This is a genomic window from Kordia sp., from assembly GCF_965224175.1.
Lineage (GTDB): Bacteria > Bacteroidota > Bacteroidia > Flavobacteriales > Flavobacteriaceae > Kordia.
On the sequence record NZ_OZ245041.1, the window covers coordinates 3,973,465 to 3,989,443 of the forward strand.

At 31.9% G+C, this 15,979-nt stretch carries 8 protein-coding genes; 5 read left to right on the forward strand and 3 right to left on the reverse strand.

What is annotated here, in order from left to right; translation table 11 throughout:
- Positions 1–55: 55 nt before the first annotated feature.
- The 3 genes from ACOQOS_RS17225 to ACOQOS_RS17235 are packed head-to-tail and all read right to left on the reverse strand — an operon-like array spanning position 56 to position 3,344.
- On the reverse strand, positions 56–712 hold the full coding sequence (locus ACOQOS_RS17225) for a methyltransferase (protein ID WP_420571712.1): 657 nt from the start codon (positions 710–712) through the stop codon (positions 56–58).
- Positions 713–723: 11 nt separating this feature from the next.
- On the reverse strand, positions 724–2,244 hold the full coding sequence (locus ACOQOS_RS17230) for a B12-binding domain-containing radical SAM protein (RefSeq protein WP_420571713.1): 1,521 nt from the start codon (positions 2,242–2,244) through the stop codon (positions 724–726).
- A gap of 29 nt (positions 2,245–2,273) precedes the next feature.
- Positions 2,274–3,344: a radical SAM protein gene (locus ACOQOS_RS17235; protein WP_420571714.1), complete on the reverse strand. Its 1,071-nt coding sequence runs from the start codon at positions 3,342–3,344 to the stop codon at positions 2,274–2,276.
- Positions 3,345–3,657: 313 nt separating this feature from the next.
- On the opposite strand from ACOQOS_RS17235, the gene ACOQOS_RS17240 reads away from it, so the two are divergent.
- The 5 genes from ACOQOS_RS17240 (at position 3,658) to ACOQOS_RS17260 (ending at position 15,874) form a co-directional block, all read left to right on the forward strand.
- Complete coding sequence (locus ACOQOS_RS17240) at positions 3,658–4,191, forward strand: OmpH family outer membrane protein (protein ID WP_420571715.1); 534 nt, start codon at positions 3,658–3,660, stop codon at positions 4,189–4,191.
- A gap of 3 nt (positions 4,192–4,194) precedes the next feature.
- On the forward strand, positions 4,195–4,800 hold the full coding sequence (locus tag ACOQOS_RS17245) for a hypothetical protein (protein WP_420571716.1): 606 nt from the start codon (positions 4,195–4,197) through the stop codon (positions 4,798–4,800).
- Between the two features lie 12 nt (positions 4,801–4,812).
- Positions 4,813–10,005: a hypothetical protein gene (locus tag ACOQOS_RS17250; RefSeq protein ID WP_420571717.1), complete on the forward strand. Its 5,193-nt coding sequence runs from the start codon at positions 4,813–4,815 to the stop codon at positions 10,003–10,005.
- 10 nt (positions 10,006–10,015) lie between these two features.
- A complete protein-coding gene (locus ACOQOS_RS17255) occupies positions 10,016–14,506 on the forward strand; it encodes an RHS repeat domain-containing protein (RefSeq protein WP_420571718.1) in 4,491 nt (1,496 codons plus the stop codon).
- 663 nt (positions 14,507–15,169) lie between these two features.
- Entirely contained in the window at positions 15,170–15,874 is a 705-nt protein-coding gene (locus tag ACOQOS_RS17260; protein WP_420571719.1) for a hypothetical protein, read from the forward strand.
- Positions 15,875–15,979 lie beyond the last annotated feature (105 nt).

Below are 15,979 nucleotides of genomic sequence, written 5' to 3' on the forward strand. Positions count from 1 at the left end.
ATCAAATTGGCAAACCGTATTTTTCAATAATTTTTCGTGTCTTGTTGCTACTGCGTTACATCGAATTTAGGCTAAAGATATAGTTTTTCTCTTTCACTACGCTTTTTTCTGACATTAATTTAAAGTCAAGTCGTTGGTTGTTTGCCAATTGTTTAATATAATCAATTTCACAGTCTTCTGATAAAATCATCCAAGTATTTGATGAAAGGTGATTTGGCAATTGTGCAAATAATTTTTTGAAATACTCAAAATTTTCTCCGCAAAACCACGCACGTTCTTTGGTGTTTTGAGGAGCTTTTGGATAATATGGCGGATTGATAATGATGTAGTCAAATGTCTGATTAGTTAGATTTTCAAACAAATCAGAATAGACAACATTTAAGGGAATGTCATTTTTGATTGAAGCTTCTTTTAGAGTGTCAATCGCAATTTGGTTGATGTCGGAAGCTGTCACTTTTGCACCTTTAGACGCAGCAAACAAAGAAATAATTCCAGAGCCACAACCAAGTTCTAAAAAGGTTTTATTTTCAAGATTTAATGGTTTTATATAATCCAATAAAATCTTTGTGCTAATCGTAAAATGTGGAGGAAATACTTCAGCGCTAATGTTTACCGTAATGCCTTCATACGTATAACTTCTATCTTTTAAAGTATACTTGTCAAAGAAAAATTTCGCAACAGGGAATATGTGTTTTTTTAGCTTTTTAAACATATTTTTGCGAATTATTCTGAGTAGAAACCTTCAATTTCTGGCTGACGATATTTCCAAATTTTGTGTAATACTTTGATCTCGTATGGAAATTTGTACCAACCATATTTAAAGCGATATCCAGAAACTAATTTTAGCAACCATTTTTTGTAACCTTTAATCCTAAAATCGGAAGCAGTTGGGTAATAACCATTCAATACGGTTTCAAAATTCTGGATTTTATCAATCATATACGGTTTTAGCCAAGGCGTTAATGGGTTTCTTCGCAAGTCGAATTTTTCCCAACTTGGTTCAATCCATTCTTCCAGTTTTTCTGGAAATGAAAATCCTGCATCTACAATTTGTTGATATAATTCAGAACCTTCTGTTGGCACCGGACTGTATAAATAAATGATAATTTCCGCATCAGCGTTAATTGATTTAATTTCACGAATAAAATTAATATCCCATAAAATTTGCTCGTACACTTTCTTTTCGTCAGGTCCAGGCAAACCAAGTACAAACGACAGTTCAGGAATAATATCGACATCTTTCATGCGTTTCACAAAATCCTTTATCATTTGTCCAGATTGTGTTCCACCTTTATTCATCTGCTTCAGTACTTCGTCATTTCCAGTTTCAGCACCTAAAAACATCATGCGACAACCTGCTTTTCGCATGTAATGTAGTTCTTCGTCTGAGTATTTATTAATTGTGTCAATGCGTCCTTCGCCCCACCATTCGATATTATCGTCCATAACAAGTTTGGAAAATTCCATCACACGTTTACGAGACGTAAAAAAGTTATTGTCGTGAAACTCTACGGCATCAATTTGATATTTCTCTTTAAAATATTTTAAATCTTTATAGATAGTTGAAGCTGCTTTAGCTTTCCACTTTGCGTTATAAATTGGCACTACGGCGCAGAAAGAACAGCTAAACGGACAACCCATGCTCGAATGATATGCAAAAGTTTTTTGCCCCATAAATGTCTTTGCTAAATAGCGTTTTAATGGGTAAAATGTATTGAAATATTCATATGGATATGGAGGTAGAGCATCTTGGTCGAGCAGTGCTTCTTTGACAGTTTGCACAATCTTTCCTTCTTCATCTTTGAAGATTAAGTTGCGAATCAGCATTAGTTTTTCGTCACTTTTTCCTTCTAAAACGTCTAATAATTTAGGAAACGTATTATCGCCAGGTCCATTGATGATATAATCAACATAACCAGAATTTAAGCATACTTTATATTGGTTAGAAGCGAAATATCCGCCCCAAATATTTATTGCATTAGGATATAACTCTTTAATCTTTTTTGCATAAGGAATAGCTTGTTTTAATTGTGGTCCAGGCATTACGGTTAAGCAGAAATACTTGAATTCACCTGTGGCAAAATATGCGGAAATTTTCTCCCAAGGATCCGTTTCCATATTTCCATCTACAAAAACATAGTCATATTTTCCATGAATTGCCGCACCAACCTGAATAATGGTATTTGGTAAGCGATGCTTTGCATTGGCACTTCGCGGATTGAATATGATAATTTTATTTCTCATGACTTGTATTCTGTGATATTATTTTGGTTCTAAAAAGCACTGCAACAACGACTGCAAGCAGGTAATAAACCTCCATTTTTAGAAAGTGCGGATCGGAATTTTGACAAGACACGTCCATTCCAGATTTGCTTTAAGTTTTCTTCGTAAATATTTCCTAATTCTAAATTATAACATCGTCCATGCGCAGGAATTACGCTTCCGTCTGATTTGATCATTACATTTGTGAAAACATCATTGCACATTTTTCCAATTTGAATTTCTGGCTTATAATAATATTCGTGTAGTTTTTCTTTTGAAGCAATTTCTGGAGAAAAACTAACAGGAAACTTGTAGTTTTTAGATTTGATCATAGCAATCTCATCCCACAACACATCTAAATCTAAATTATCAATATTAACTTCGTCAGTATTAGAAGCTGTTGCAGAATATGAATTTACCCATATTTTATTGTGCGTATCTGCAATTCCTTGTTCTACAAAATTAGAATGCATAAAACCAATTTGTTGTAAAGGATAGTCTTTAAAGAAATCTAAAAACTCATTCAAATAACCAATATTCCATTCGGTAATTACACAGAAAACACCAATAGTAGCATTTGGATTGATCGATAATACTTCTTCAATTCCTTCTACAGCTTTTTGAAATGATTTTTTATGACCACGGATTTCATTGTGAATATCTTGTGGGCCGTCAAGTGAAATATAGACACTAGTATTCGCTACAATCTTCGCTTTGTGCTTTAAGGTTAATGCATTGGTAGTAATAGAACACTCAACATTTTTTTGTTTGGCATATTTTAAAGATGCTTCTAAGTGAGGATATACCAAAGGTTCAGTAAATGCGTAAGCTAATTTTGAACTTGGATAGTAGTCTGCCATTTGATCAATAATTTTTTCAATCAACGGCAATGGCATGTTTATAGGATGTGTGCCTACTAAATTTTGTGCAAAATTTGAATCTAAATTTTTAGTACCAACATCACACATCTTGCAATGCAAATTACACACATTATTCACACCCAAAATAATCCAGTCTGGTGCAAACATGTATTTTTTTGGTAGAAATTTTTTGTTGACTTTTTTTAATGCAGCAACGTTCATGGGCTCTCTTTTTCTACTAAGCTGTAAATCTACAAATCTAAAAGGGAAATGTATGTTCAAATTTACACTTTAATTTGAAAATATTACGACATCTATTTATAGAGATGCTAAATAGCATTCATAAAGATAGATGTATGTACTTGCCTTAAGTTGTTTTGAGAAAAAACTTTCAATAGTTCTGAAATTCAATATTTATTGACGAAAATGTGACGCTTATACAAAATTTTCAGAGCTCCTAACCATATTAAATACATTCGTGTTAGTAATAATTTTTTACGCAAGCAAATTGTAGAATCCTCAAAAATACCAAAGAATGAATAAAATAATTACATCCCTGTCTTTAATTGCTCTTGTAATATCAATAGTTGCAATTTTTAATTCAAAATCCTCAGACGAATTAGTTTATGTAGATGTAAATAAACTCATAGACGGATACAAACGTACAGAGATTGTTCGAAAAGATATGAAACAAAAAACAGAAGTGTTGAAGTCGAATGTAGATAGTCTGGTTGCTGGTTGGCAAAAAGAATTAAAGAGCTATGAGAAAGATCGTTCTTCTATGTCTAAAAAAGAAAAAGAACTTCAACAACAGTTATTAGCAAATAAGCAGCAACAGATAAATAATTATCAGCAAGCTGTTCAAAAGCAAGTAACAGAAGAAGATCAAAAAGCAACACAAACAGTTATAAATGATATCAATGATTATGTAAAAGAATATGGTGAAAAGAATGAGTATCAAATCATTTTTGGAGCTGGCGGAAATGGAAATATCATGTTTGCTGCTAAAGGAACTGACTTAACAGAAAAAGTTTTAGAAGGATTAAATAAAGAATTTGAAGGTAAATAACTCATGAATAGAAAAATTGTATTCCTATTAGGATTCTTGTCTATTGTCCTTTTTGGATGTTCGACTGAGACTTTTGACTCAAAAGAAGTGTTATTAGAACACATTCAAGATGAATCGAATGGTTTTCTACAAGAAAAAACTGTAAATGGAGTTCATTTTAGTTTGTTGTATAGACCTACAGATTTATTAGTAAATCAAGAGTTAAGAGGTAACGGAGATAAAGATATTCAAGAATTGAGAGATAGGTATAGTCAATATCTATATTTCAATTTATCAATATCTCAAGATAATAAAGAATTATTAAGTGCTGTGCCCAAAAATAGAAATGAATTTGGACAAATGGTCAACGAGTTAGCTTTTGGAATGGGGCAAAAAGTCCATCTATTTACTAAGACAAAAGATACCATTGAAATTGCAGATTTCATTTATCCCAGAATGTATGGAATGAGCAATGCAACAACAATCATGTTGGTTTACCCAAGAAATAAGGAAGAGTTAAAAGGTGACTATTTGAATTTGACTGTTGAAGATTTGGGTGTTCATACTGGAGAAGTAAAATTTAAAGTTCCAATTGAAATCATAGAAAACGAACCGAAATTATCATTTTAAAAAAATAAATAGATGATCAAAACAAAATTTTCACACAGAGTTTTAGCCGTTTTTTTAGCGCTAAATTTTGCGTCTACTATTGTGCCAGTAAATCAATTGCTGGCAAACAATAATGGCCCTACTGCGCCAGAAGCCTCTAGCTTTGAGCCCGTAGATGCTACAGATATGGTAAACTTAGTTACGGGTGATTTGAGTTATGTATTGCCCTTGCTAAATGTTCCGTCTCCTGAAGGAGGCTATCCCTTATCGCTGGCTTATCATGGAGGAATAGCGATGGATCAAGAAGCGTCTTGGGTTGGACTAGGGTGGAATTTGAATCCTGGAGCTATTAACAGGTCTGTAAATGGATATCCTGATGATTGGGGAAAGACAGGTGTGAATGAATTTTTCTATGATCAAGGATGGACTGATGAGTATTATAGTTTAGGAGTTGGAGCCACAATCAATGGAGTAAGTGTAGGAGTTGGGGCGTCTTGGGGAAGTAATAAATCTTTAGGAGGTTATGTTTCTTTAGGGCTTAAAGGAGCAAGTGTAAAAGTTGGATCCAGCGGAGTGTCAGCTAGTTATTCAGAGAAAGGTTTTACAGGAACTTTTTCAACCAATGGTATTGGTGTTGGTTATGGTAAAAAACTCAATGGAACAACATTTTATGGATCTCTTAACCTTAACCCAGCTTCAGGATTATCAGGCGGTTTTAATGTAGCTAATTCTACAGGATTGAAAGCTGTAAAATCTGTAAGTATGGGAGTTAACTTTGATTCAAAAGGAAACATGTCAACCAAAACACTTGTTGGAGGTACGGGAGTTTCAAGTCAAGTATCTAATATTACTTCAAATGATTATGATGTAAGTGTAAGCAATAATGGTTTCTCACTAGGTCTTTATAATGTATATCTAAATTTTAATTATAAAAAAATTAGATATTCACTTTACAAGTATAATAACTTAAACACTTCAGGAGCTCTGTATCCTTATCATTCAAATTATACAAAAAATGAAAATAGTTCTTATTTACTAAAGGAAGACAATTTTATGGATGTGAATTCATTGTTTCCGTTTGACGAGAATACAATGGATGATAATATCATTATCAAGAATAGTAAAAAAGTTGAAGAGAACAACTTAATGTTTCCTAATTATGATAAATATACAGTTAATGCTCAAGGAATTTCAGGGAGTATAAAACCTAGTTCTTATAAAGAAATGTATTTGAGCGATAGAGGTAGAGGAACGCAAAACAGTGATAATATTTATATGTCCTACTTGTCAAAGCCATTCGATAATTGGTTAGATAAATACTATGATATAGGAGGCTACACAAATTTTTATTTTGAAAACAGTTTTAATTCTTTTTTAAGAGTTGAAAGAGGAAATATACTAAAACCCAATTATGTAAATACAGCGAATGATTTTTCAGTTTATTCATTTTTTACAAATGGAACAAGCAATTTTAGTTCTGATTTTTTACCTGATGGTACAGCTATAAAAAACGGAAATAGAAAAAGAGAAGGAAATTTTATTGAGACATATAAAAATAGCCAGATAAGAGAAGGTAATCTAATGAACTTTATTGAAGCAAAGAATATAGATAGATCTCAAAGTGGTAGTTTTCCAGAAGAAGGTATTGGTGCTTATAAAATTACAACGGTAGACGGAAAAACATATCACTATTCATTACCAGTTTATAATTTTGAACTTTTCTATAAAAACTTTCCAAACGAAAATAATGAAGATCAGAACTTTTTTGAAATTCAGAAGCAAAAGCCTTATGCAACACATTGGCTTTTAACTGCAATTACTGGCCCAGATTATGTCGATACCAACAATAATGGTGAATTAGATGATAATGACTATGGTTATTGGATAGAATTTGATTATGGAAAATGGACAGATGGTTACATGTGGAAAGGACCAAAAGATGGTTATGATGAAACAGGAGAAGGAGATGAAAAGAGATATTCTTATTACTGGGGAAGAAAACAAGTATATTATTTAGATGCCATAAAAACAAGAACTCATACCGCACTTTTTGTTAAAGATGTGCGATTAGATAATAAGTCAACACCTTTCGAAGAATATGATGCTAAGTGGGTTTCAGGGAGCTTTAATAGTTCTTATGCTAAATCGTATATGAATGAAAGCTCATCTACATTTTCTCCATTATCACAATATTACGATATTAATAATAATGATCTAATTTTACCAGAAAAAGTAGTATGTGCAAATGGAGGTTTAAATAATCTTAAAACCATTACAGGTAAGAAAGAATCACTAAAATATATAGATGTCCCTGTAAACTCTAGTTTATATCTAAAAGATATATTAATCTTAGAAAACGACGAGGCTATTTATGATAAATCACGAGGTCTACTTGCAAGCGAGTTACCAGGGAAAATATACTTAAATGAGCGAGTAATAGAATTAAAAGGGTATGTCACTTTAGATGAGGTTTTTTGCTATGACATTGATACTGATCCTGATATATTGGGAGGTCAACCAGGAGAACAACCATTACCAGCAGAGTTTTATACTTCTAGAAATGATATGCGTGAATTCTATATAAATCAACATCAAAATATTTTGGATGTTAAAGATATAGCAGGTACAAGCATTGAATCAAAAACTCAAGAAATTATATCCTTTAATTATGATTATTCATTAGCCCTTAACTCTATTAATTCTTCTTCTCCAGGTAAAGGAAGATTAGCATTAAAGGAGGTTAATTTTAGAGGGAAAACAGGAGCAAATGTAACTCCTCCATATGTTTTTGAATATGGTGGTGCAGGAATAGCTTATAATAAAGATAATACTGATGATTGGGGATATCATAAAACTAATCCTGAAGCGTGGAGTATGAACAAAATAATAACTCCAACAGGAGCAGATATTAATATCTCCTACGAACAAGATTCATATTTTGCCGAAGCAGCATATAACGATATTGGAATATTTAAAGATATAACTGTAGAAGGTTTTGGTGCGACAAGTACAGGTGATTTATTCGATTATGAGAAATTAAAAATAACTTTTCCCGCTACCGTTAATGTTTCTGAACGTTTTCAATTAGGCGATCATAATTTATTTGAATTTGTGCATACAGGATTAACAGCTGATGACTTAAATCCTTATGATGATGACAATAGTGTTTTTCAAGAAATAGATAGAGATATTACTCTAAAAGTTACGGAAGTAGGAAGTGATTATGTAATGCTAAAAGCAATAGATGAATTGCCATTTAGATTAGCAGATTCAGATTTTCCAATAGTTGTAAATAATGATGTTATTACATTTTCAGGAGATCAAGAATTATGTGTAAGACCAGGTATGTCTTCAGCTCATTATTGTTATGGAAAACCTGTTTTGTATGAGGTTGAAAAGAGTGTAATGTATACTGACTTTGATGATAACGGACAACTTGGTGGAGGAATAAGAGTTAGCAGTATTGAAGTTGCTAGTCCAAACTTCTCTTTAAAAACAGAATACAGTTATAATAATCCTCAAACGAATAAAATTTCAGGAATAACGTCGTATGCTCCATCTAAAGAAGCAAAAGCAGTGCCTTACGTTTCTGAACTGCCAACACCAATGGTGACTTATGGAAATGTAACAATTAAAAATTACGATAATAATAATTCATTTTTAGGTAAATCTGAATATCAGTTTGAAACATTGCCAATTAGGGAGCAAGATGCTAATTATTTGTTTAGTCTAGGAAATCATTTTAAAGTGCAAAAACAACAAGATGAGAACTTTTTAAATGATGAAGTAATAGCAAATAAATATACTATCTATAACAAATTGCAAAATATTGGGAGACTAATTTCATTGTCGTCGTACAATAGAGAAAATCAACTAATAAAGAAAATAGAGAACCATTACAAACAAGATCTAGATACTAACGGACAAATAGGAGTAACCCAAGAAACGTATAAAGGAACTAAAAGAGTAAAGAAAGAAAATGATGAGGTTTATAAAATAAACTCTTCAAGTATGGTTATGTATCCTTCTGTATTGGAAAAAGAGACAGTGCTTGAACAAGGATTTTCTAAAACAACTAATTTTAATAAACATGATTTCTTAACAGGACAGGTTTTAGAATTCGAAACAACTGACTCAAAGGGTAACAAATTCAAAACAGAAACAATTCCTGCGTATACAAAATATACGAATATGGGATCAAAAGTTGATGATGCGGTAAACAAAAATATGCTAACTCAAGAAGCAATGAGTAAAACATATTTAAAAGTCAATGAAGATTGGAAAGAAACAAGTGTTGGAATTACAACATGGAATAATGAATGGATTTATACAAATTTATATGGTTTTCAAAGTACACCAACAGATGACAATAAAAAAGTTTGGCGTAAGCACAAATCATACACTTGGGATGGAGATCTAGATATAGATGGAACTTTAGTTAGTTACACAGATAATTTTGATTGGAATTTGAATACAACTTCACAGCCTAGTGAGTGGAAACAAATATCAGAAGTGACTCAGTATGATCATTATTCTATGCCTTTAGAATTAGAAGATATCAATGGTAATAAAGTATCTACGAAAACAGGTGATAATTCTTCAAAAGTGCTAGCAACTGGAAATGCTGGATATGGTGAAATGTTCTACACAGGTGCTGAATACGAAGTTTTATCAACTTATGTTGATCAGCAAGTGAAGATGGACAATGGAGCTACAAGAACTAATCTGAAATTCCATACAGGTAGATATGGAGTAGAAGTTCCTGTTGGAGGTCGTTTAGGAGGAATCTACAGAGCCAATACGTATAAAACAGGAAAATATAAAATATCCGTTTGGGTGCACAAAGAAAATCATGAGAACGCTCGCGTAAAAGGATATCCTTTTAATGGAGAGATTATTCCTGCGGGAGATTGGGTATTAATGAATCATTATATCACATTTTCAACAAATACTGCTAATCAATTCCCTTATATCACTTCTGCTAGCGGAAACATATATATCGACGATTACAGAGTTCACCCAGTTAGTTCTTCTATGATGAGTTATGTATATAATGAATGGGATGAGTTGTCATATATACTTAACGAAAATAACCTTGGAACATATTATCAATACGATAAAGCAGGGAGATTAATAAGAACTTCAAAAGAAGTAATAGATAGCGATCCTATAACGGGAGGATTTAAAAAAGTTTCTGAGAACAATTACCATTATAAGAACAACTAAAAATTAGCAAATGAAAAAAAGCATATTATTTATAGTATTAGTCTTGGGATCAATTCATTTTGGATTCACTCAGAATATGACCTGGGGAACAAATAATAATTTTACATTACATGAGCAAACAATATTCCCTGGAGAAAACTATATGTATTCTAATATAGAAGGAGATAGTGAAATAAAATCTTTGAATAGGTTACTTTCATCTACAACATCTAGTTATATAAAAGTATTTAGTATCTCTGAGTTTTCAAGTTCTCCTGGAGGAATAACATTGTCAAATCCGTCAAGTGATTTAAATTTGAGAGTATCATTAAAACCAATTTCTACTTCAGAGTTTACTTTTCAGAGTGATGATTTTATTATAGCAATCAGACCTCAAAGAAAAGCTACAGGAATTACAATAGGGGGCGATAAGTATCAAATTGTTGCACAAAGAGGGACATCAATGTCAATGACAACAATAGCTAGTGTTCTTAATCTAACACTTTCGGATGTTGTTAATGCAGAATTAATAATGGAAAAAGTAGGAGCTTCTACTATTAATTTTAAATATAATGGAGTTGTTTTTGCGACTACGACTTTAACAGATACTACTATTGATTATAATCTTTCTTTTCAAACAAACACAGGGCAATATTTTGGATTCAAATATGAATTTCAAGGTCTTGACTTTAGTCCTTTATATTATCCATGTGTAACAGGATTAGAGAGTTCTGATAAAAATTGGATATCTAATTGTTCTTTTGATGTAAATGGGAACTTAAAAGGATCAGGAATTTCATATTCGGATGAATTAGGTAGAGGAATACAAAAACAAAGTTTTGATTTAAAAACAGGAAAAAGATGGATATCAGAAGTCCAATATGATTCTGAAGGTCGTCCAGCTTTTACAACATCTTCTTCTCCAGCAAATTTACTTGGTTTGGAATACACATATAAGTCAGATTTTACTAAAAAAGTAGATGGAACTCCTTATACAAATATAGATTGGGAAAACACTACGCCAGAAGTAGTAGGTAAACAAGAAGAATCCACGGGATGGTATTACAGTACAAATAATACAAATGAACCTTTTCAAGATATAACAGATTATCCATTTGCGAAAACGACATACAGCAAGTTGACTCCAGGGGCCGCTTTAAAGATAGAAGGAGGAAGGCAATTAGATAATAATTTACCACGGAGTTTTTCATATACAGTTCCTGCAACTCAAGAATTATATTATGTTTTTGGAAAGAATGCTTTTAAAGGCGAAGAAACAGTAAATGGGAAGGAGGTTATTTTAAAAGCTTTCAAGACAATAACTATTGATGAAAAAGGAAATGAGAATGTTGTGTTTATGGATTCGGAAGGGAAAGCATTAGCAGGAGCACGTTCTGGAGGAATTACAAATTATGAAGTATTAGCTTTAGTAGGAGAACAGGGATATATAGATGTTCATGTGCCTAAAAATATAACAAATACTCAGATATCCTTCGAAAATAGCGTGATAAGTGATTATACTATTTATGATTTACAAACAGAAGAAACAGTAACTTCGATGTCAGGAGGGAATTTTTATCGACTACAATTGAATACTACAACAGATGAAAATAAAGCATATATTACTGATGAAGGTGGAATTGTTTCAAATGGAAAAGGAATACGTTACCCCGTAAATTACTATGATTATGCTCTTAATTATTATGATGATACAGGAATGCTTATAAAGTCAACACAACCTTTAGGGTTCAATGATTCCTGTTTGTCAACTATTCAAGAAAATCCCGAACATAGCATGGGAAGTACATTGACTTATAATGCTTTAAGAAGGTTGATTTCGTCTTCAAGTCCAGATGAAGGAGCTACAAATTTTAAGTATAGAGCTGATGGTCAACTCCGCTTTTCTCAAAATACGAAACAAGTGTTGGTTAATGAATTCTCTTATACAAATTATGATGAATTAGGAAGACCAATAGAAAGTGGAGTAGCAATGGGAAATTTTTCAATTTTAGATGCAGATATTGAAAATTTTATAGCTACTAATTACAGAGAACAGAATTTTGTAAGCTATGATATTATTGATGCTTCAGAATTGAATGCTTTTCATATAGATTATCAGACTCCTTCATTTTTATCAAGCAATGTAGTGAAAACACAAAATGACCAAACAACATCCTATTACAGTTATGATGTATATGGACGTTTGAAATGGGTTGTGCAGGATATAACAGGACTTGGAATAAAAACAATTGATTATGAGTATGATCCTATTACCAGTAATGTGCATAAAGTTGTTTATCAAAAACATGAAGCTAGTGAACGATTTATTCATAAATACACTTATGGTTCTGTTAATGATAGGCTTATAAAAGTTGAAACTTCTACAGACGATATGGTTTTTGTAGAACATGCAACATATCAATATTATGAGACAGGAGAACTAAAAAATATTCAATTAGCAGAAGGAATTCAACAGATTGATTATGTATATACATTAGAAGGGCAATTAAAATCAATAAATCATCCTAGCTTATCATCGGTTAATGATCCAGGAACTAACACAAATGATATGTTTGGAATGACGATTGATTATTTTTCAAATGATTATCAACGAACAACTACATTTCCTCAAGTAACAGGTGGAACTAATCAATATAATGGTAATATCAAAGGAATTACTTGGAATGTAGATCAGGATGCAGGAGAGAATCCATTGCAATATACGTATGAATATAATAGAGATAATTGGTTGACAGAAGCTAATTTTAATGGAAATGGTAATATAAATGTAACAGTGCCTGAAACTGTAACTATAGATACGACTGCAGATCCAAATCAGACTGTAGCAGCAAGTAACTCAGTAAACTTCTTACCAGGAGCAAATGTAATAGCTGCTTTAGGAACAGAATTTAATACTGTCATTGGAACTGCGACAGACGGATTATATAACGCTACAGATTATCAAGTGTCAAATATAACGTATGATGCTAATGGTAATATACAAACCTTACATCGTAATAAAAATACTGAAAACGGAAGTAATCGTATGGATGAATTATCGTATACATATGACTCCAGTAAACCAAATCAGTTAAAACAAGTGGTAGATGCTATCACAGAAGAAACTAATGCTGATGATATAAAAACACAGACAAGTCCTAATAATTATGAATATAATGAGATAGGACAATTGGTGAAAAATAATCAAGAAGATGTAAGGTATACATATAGAGCGAATGGCTTATTAACAGAAATAAAAAAAGTATCAACGGATGAACCAATATTAAAACTTTATTATAATGATAAAAATCATAGAGTAAGAAAAGAGAGTTTTGGTGATGGAGGTGTTTTACAAAATGTTACACACTATGTGAGAGATATGAATGGAACCGCAGTAGCTATATACACTAATAATATTATAGAAGAACATCCAATTTATGGGAATAGTAGATTAGGAATTCATTTTAGGCAAAGCGACTTAGACGCTTATCAATTAACGGATCATTTGGGTAATGTAAGGGCAGTTATTATTAAAAGTGGAAGTGAAGCAGTATCCTTAACAGCTAAAACTGATTATTACCCATTTGGTATGCCGTTACCTAACAGAAATATTGAAGGGAATTATAGATATGGTTATCAGGGTGAGTATGCAGAAAAAGAAGAGAAATTGGAAGGAAGTATTAATTCATTTCAATTGCGATTATGGGATGCAAGAATAGGTAGATGGACAAACCCTGATCCTGTAGGACAGTATCATAGTCCTTATATGGGAATGGATAATAGACCTAATATTTCAATTGACCCTACAGGAGGATGTACAGTGGGAATTGATTGTCCGAAAGAATTTGCTTGGATGGGGAAAGGTACAATTGTATTAGATGAAGTTGTTATAGGAGGAAATCCTTCTGATGGGATTAAGTATACAACAGATTCAGTTGATAGAGGAGTAGATTTTAGTAACCCGATAGGGAAAGTCAATACAGGTATTAGTACTACTAAATGGGTTTCAGACGAATTCGTGAGTAAGTTTAATAAAAATCACGAGCAAATAATTAATGCGGCTGCAGAGGGTAAATTTGTTCATGAATATAAAGGTATAAAAAGAGTTTGGAGTTCTAAGTTTAAAGGGAATCAATATGTTGATGTACATGATGTTACCGAGTCCAAAATTTCTACAGCAAAAATTTTTAGTAAGGCAAAGAAATTTACTTATGTAGGTAGAACACTTGCTTATATTGGAGATGGAGCTAGTGTAGCAGTAGCTGTGTATGATGTTACGTTGTATCATGAAGGGAAAATAACTTCTGAACGATTGGCATTTAGATTGGTAGGGAATGCTCTAGCAACGGCATCTGGGAAAATACATCCAGGAATTGGAATTCTAGTTGGTTTTGGAGCGACTGGTGTAGAGTATATAGTTTTTGATGCAGCTAGAGATACTGGAGAATATCTTGTGAAAAATGGAGCTCGAATACCTACCACAATTGGAGGGTTACACAGAGGTTTTTCAATGTTTAAATAAAATTTGTATCCATGAAAAAATTTAAAATAAATAAAGATAAGATTAGGAGGTACTTATACTATCATATAATTGTTGCTATCTTAATGACAATTCTAATTGTTTTAGTCGTTCTATATGTTCGAAGATCGTACGATTTTTTTTGGTCCATACTAATTTTTGCTTTGTCTTGGCAGTTTTTGCTTTTTCTTTTACCGTTATCTTTTTTGTATTCAAATTATATAAATTACAATAAGGGAATGACTCTTTATATAAGAAAAGATGAGTTTACTTTGAAAAAAGGAGAGAAAATAATAACATTCTCTACTGATGAGATTCATAAGATAAAAATATTTAAATCGTTCAATAATTTCTACAATAGAAGTGTCAGAGTTGCATTGGAATCAAATTATTACTTTACTAGAATCTTCTTAAATAATAAAATGGAAATAATTATCACTCATTTATTGTGTGAAAGAATTGATAAGTTCTTGCCTAAAGATAAAATAACAACAGAACCCATTTTTTATCAATTTATAAAAAAAACAGAGAATTATTGGGAGTTAAAAGTACCCGAATCTTTTGAAAAATGACTTTCACTAGTATTAAATTTAAAAAAACAGATAAAATAATATTTTAGTAAGTGAAGATTTTATTAAACAATATCAATAATTTAAAAATACAACAATGAAAAAATACACACTATCAATTTTATTCGCAATGCTATCATTAGCAACATTTGCACAACACGATTACGACAATCAAGGAGTTATGTATTCTTACGGAACAGATCCGCATATAACTGTTGGTCTCAATAGTCTTATAGGAACATTTGGCAATCAAGTTTCGGTTTTACAACTAGCCCATGTTGATGGAGGATTTCTAACACTTGGACAAAGTGGTAATGCTGTTAACAGATTTTTTATGGGAGGAACAGCATTTGGAACTGGAATATTCTTAGATCAAAATGCTTCATTTTCAATCTCTGGAGGTACAAATGCACTAAAAGTTCATGGTTCTGGAATTAATGGAGGTTCTGTTTCTATAGGAGTAAATGACACTCCAGTAGGATACAAACTTGCTGTCGGTGGAAAAATAATTGCTGAAGAAATAAAAGTTCAATTACAAGCTGACTGGCCTGATTTTGTATTTACTAAAGACTATAACTTAGCTACTTTGGAAGAAGTAGAAGCGCAAATTCAAACAAAAGGACATTTAACAAATATTCCATCTGCAGCAGAAGTTGAAGAAAGTGGAATTTCGTTAGGTGAAATGGACGCAAAATTACTTCAGAAAGTGGAAGAGTTAACATTATACATGATTGAACTTAACAAAGAAGTAAAAACATTGAAAGAAGAAAATAAAAAATTAAAAGCTTTACTAGAAAAGTAATAAAGGAGAAGCATTTTTTCTAAAAGAGTGAAATAACTATCAAAGTAGTATTTCACTCTTTTTTGTTAGCATGATTTCACCAAATAGTATGTGTAACTTCATTTG

What these genes read in the sequence shown, in the direction of transcription:
- ACOQOS_RS17225 (WP_420571712.1), bottom strand. Translation starts at nt 712, where the DNA reads ATGTTTAAAAAGCTAAAAAAACACATATTCCCTGTTGCGAAATTTTTC.
- ACOQOS_RS17230 (WP_420571713.1), bottom strand. Translation starts at nt 2,244, where the DNA reads ATGAGAAATAAAATTATCATATTCAATCCGCGAAGTGCCAATGCAAAG.
- ACOQOS_RS17235 (WP_420571714.1), bottom strand. Translation starts at nt 3,344, where the DNA reads ATGAACGTTGCTGCATTAAAAAAAGTCAACAAAAAATTTCTACCAAAA.
- ACOQOS_RS17240 (WP_420571715.1), top strand. Translation starts at nt 3,658, where the DNA reads ATGAATAAAATAATTACATCCCTGTCTTTAATTGCTCTTGTAATATCA.
- ACOQOS_RS17245 (WP_420571716.1), top strand. Translation starts at nt 4,195, where the DNA reads ATGAATAGAAAAATTGTATTCCTATTAGGATTCTTGTCTATTGTCCTT.
- ACOQOS_RS17250 (WP_420571717.1), top strand. Translation starts at nt 4,813, where the DNA reads ATGATCAAAACAAAATTTTCACACAGAGTTTTAGCCGTTTTTTTAGCG.
- ACOQOS_RS17255 (WP_420571718.1), top strand. Translation starts at nt 10,016, where the DNA reads ATGAAAAAAAGCATATTATTTATAGTATTAGTCTTGGGATCAATTCAT.
- ACOQOS_RS17260 (WP_420571719.1), top strand. Translation starts at nt 15,170, where the DNA reads ATGAAAAAATACACACTATCAATTTTATTCGCAATGCTATCATTAGCA.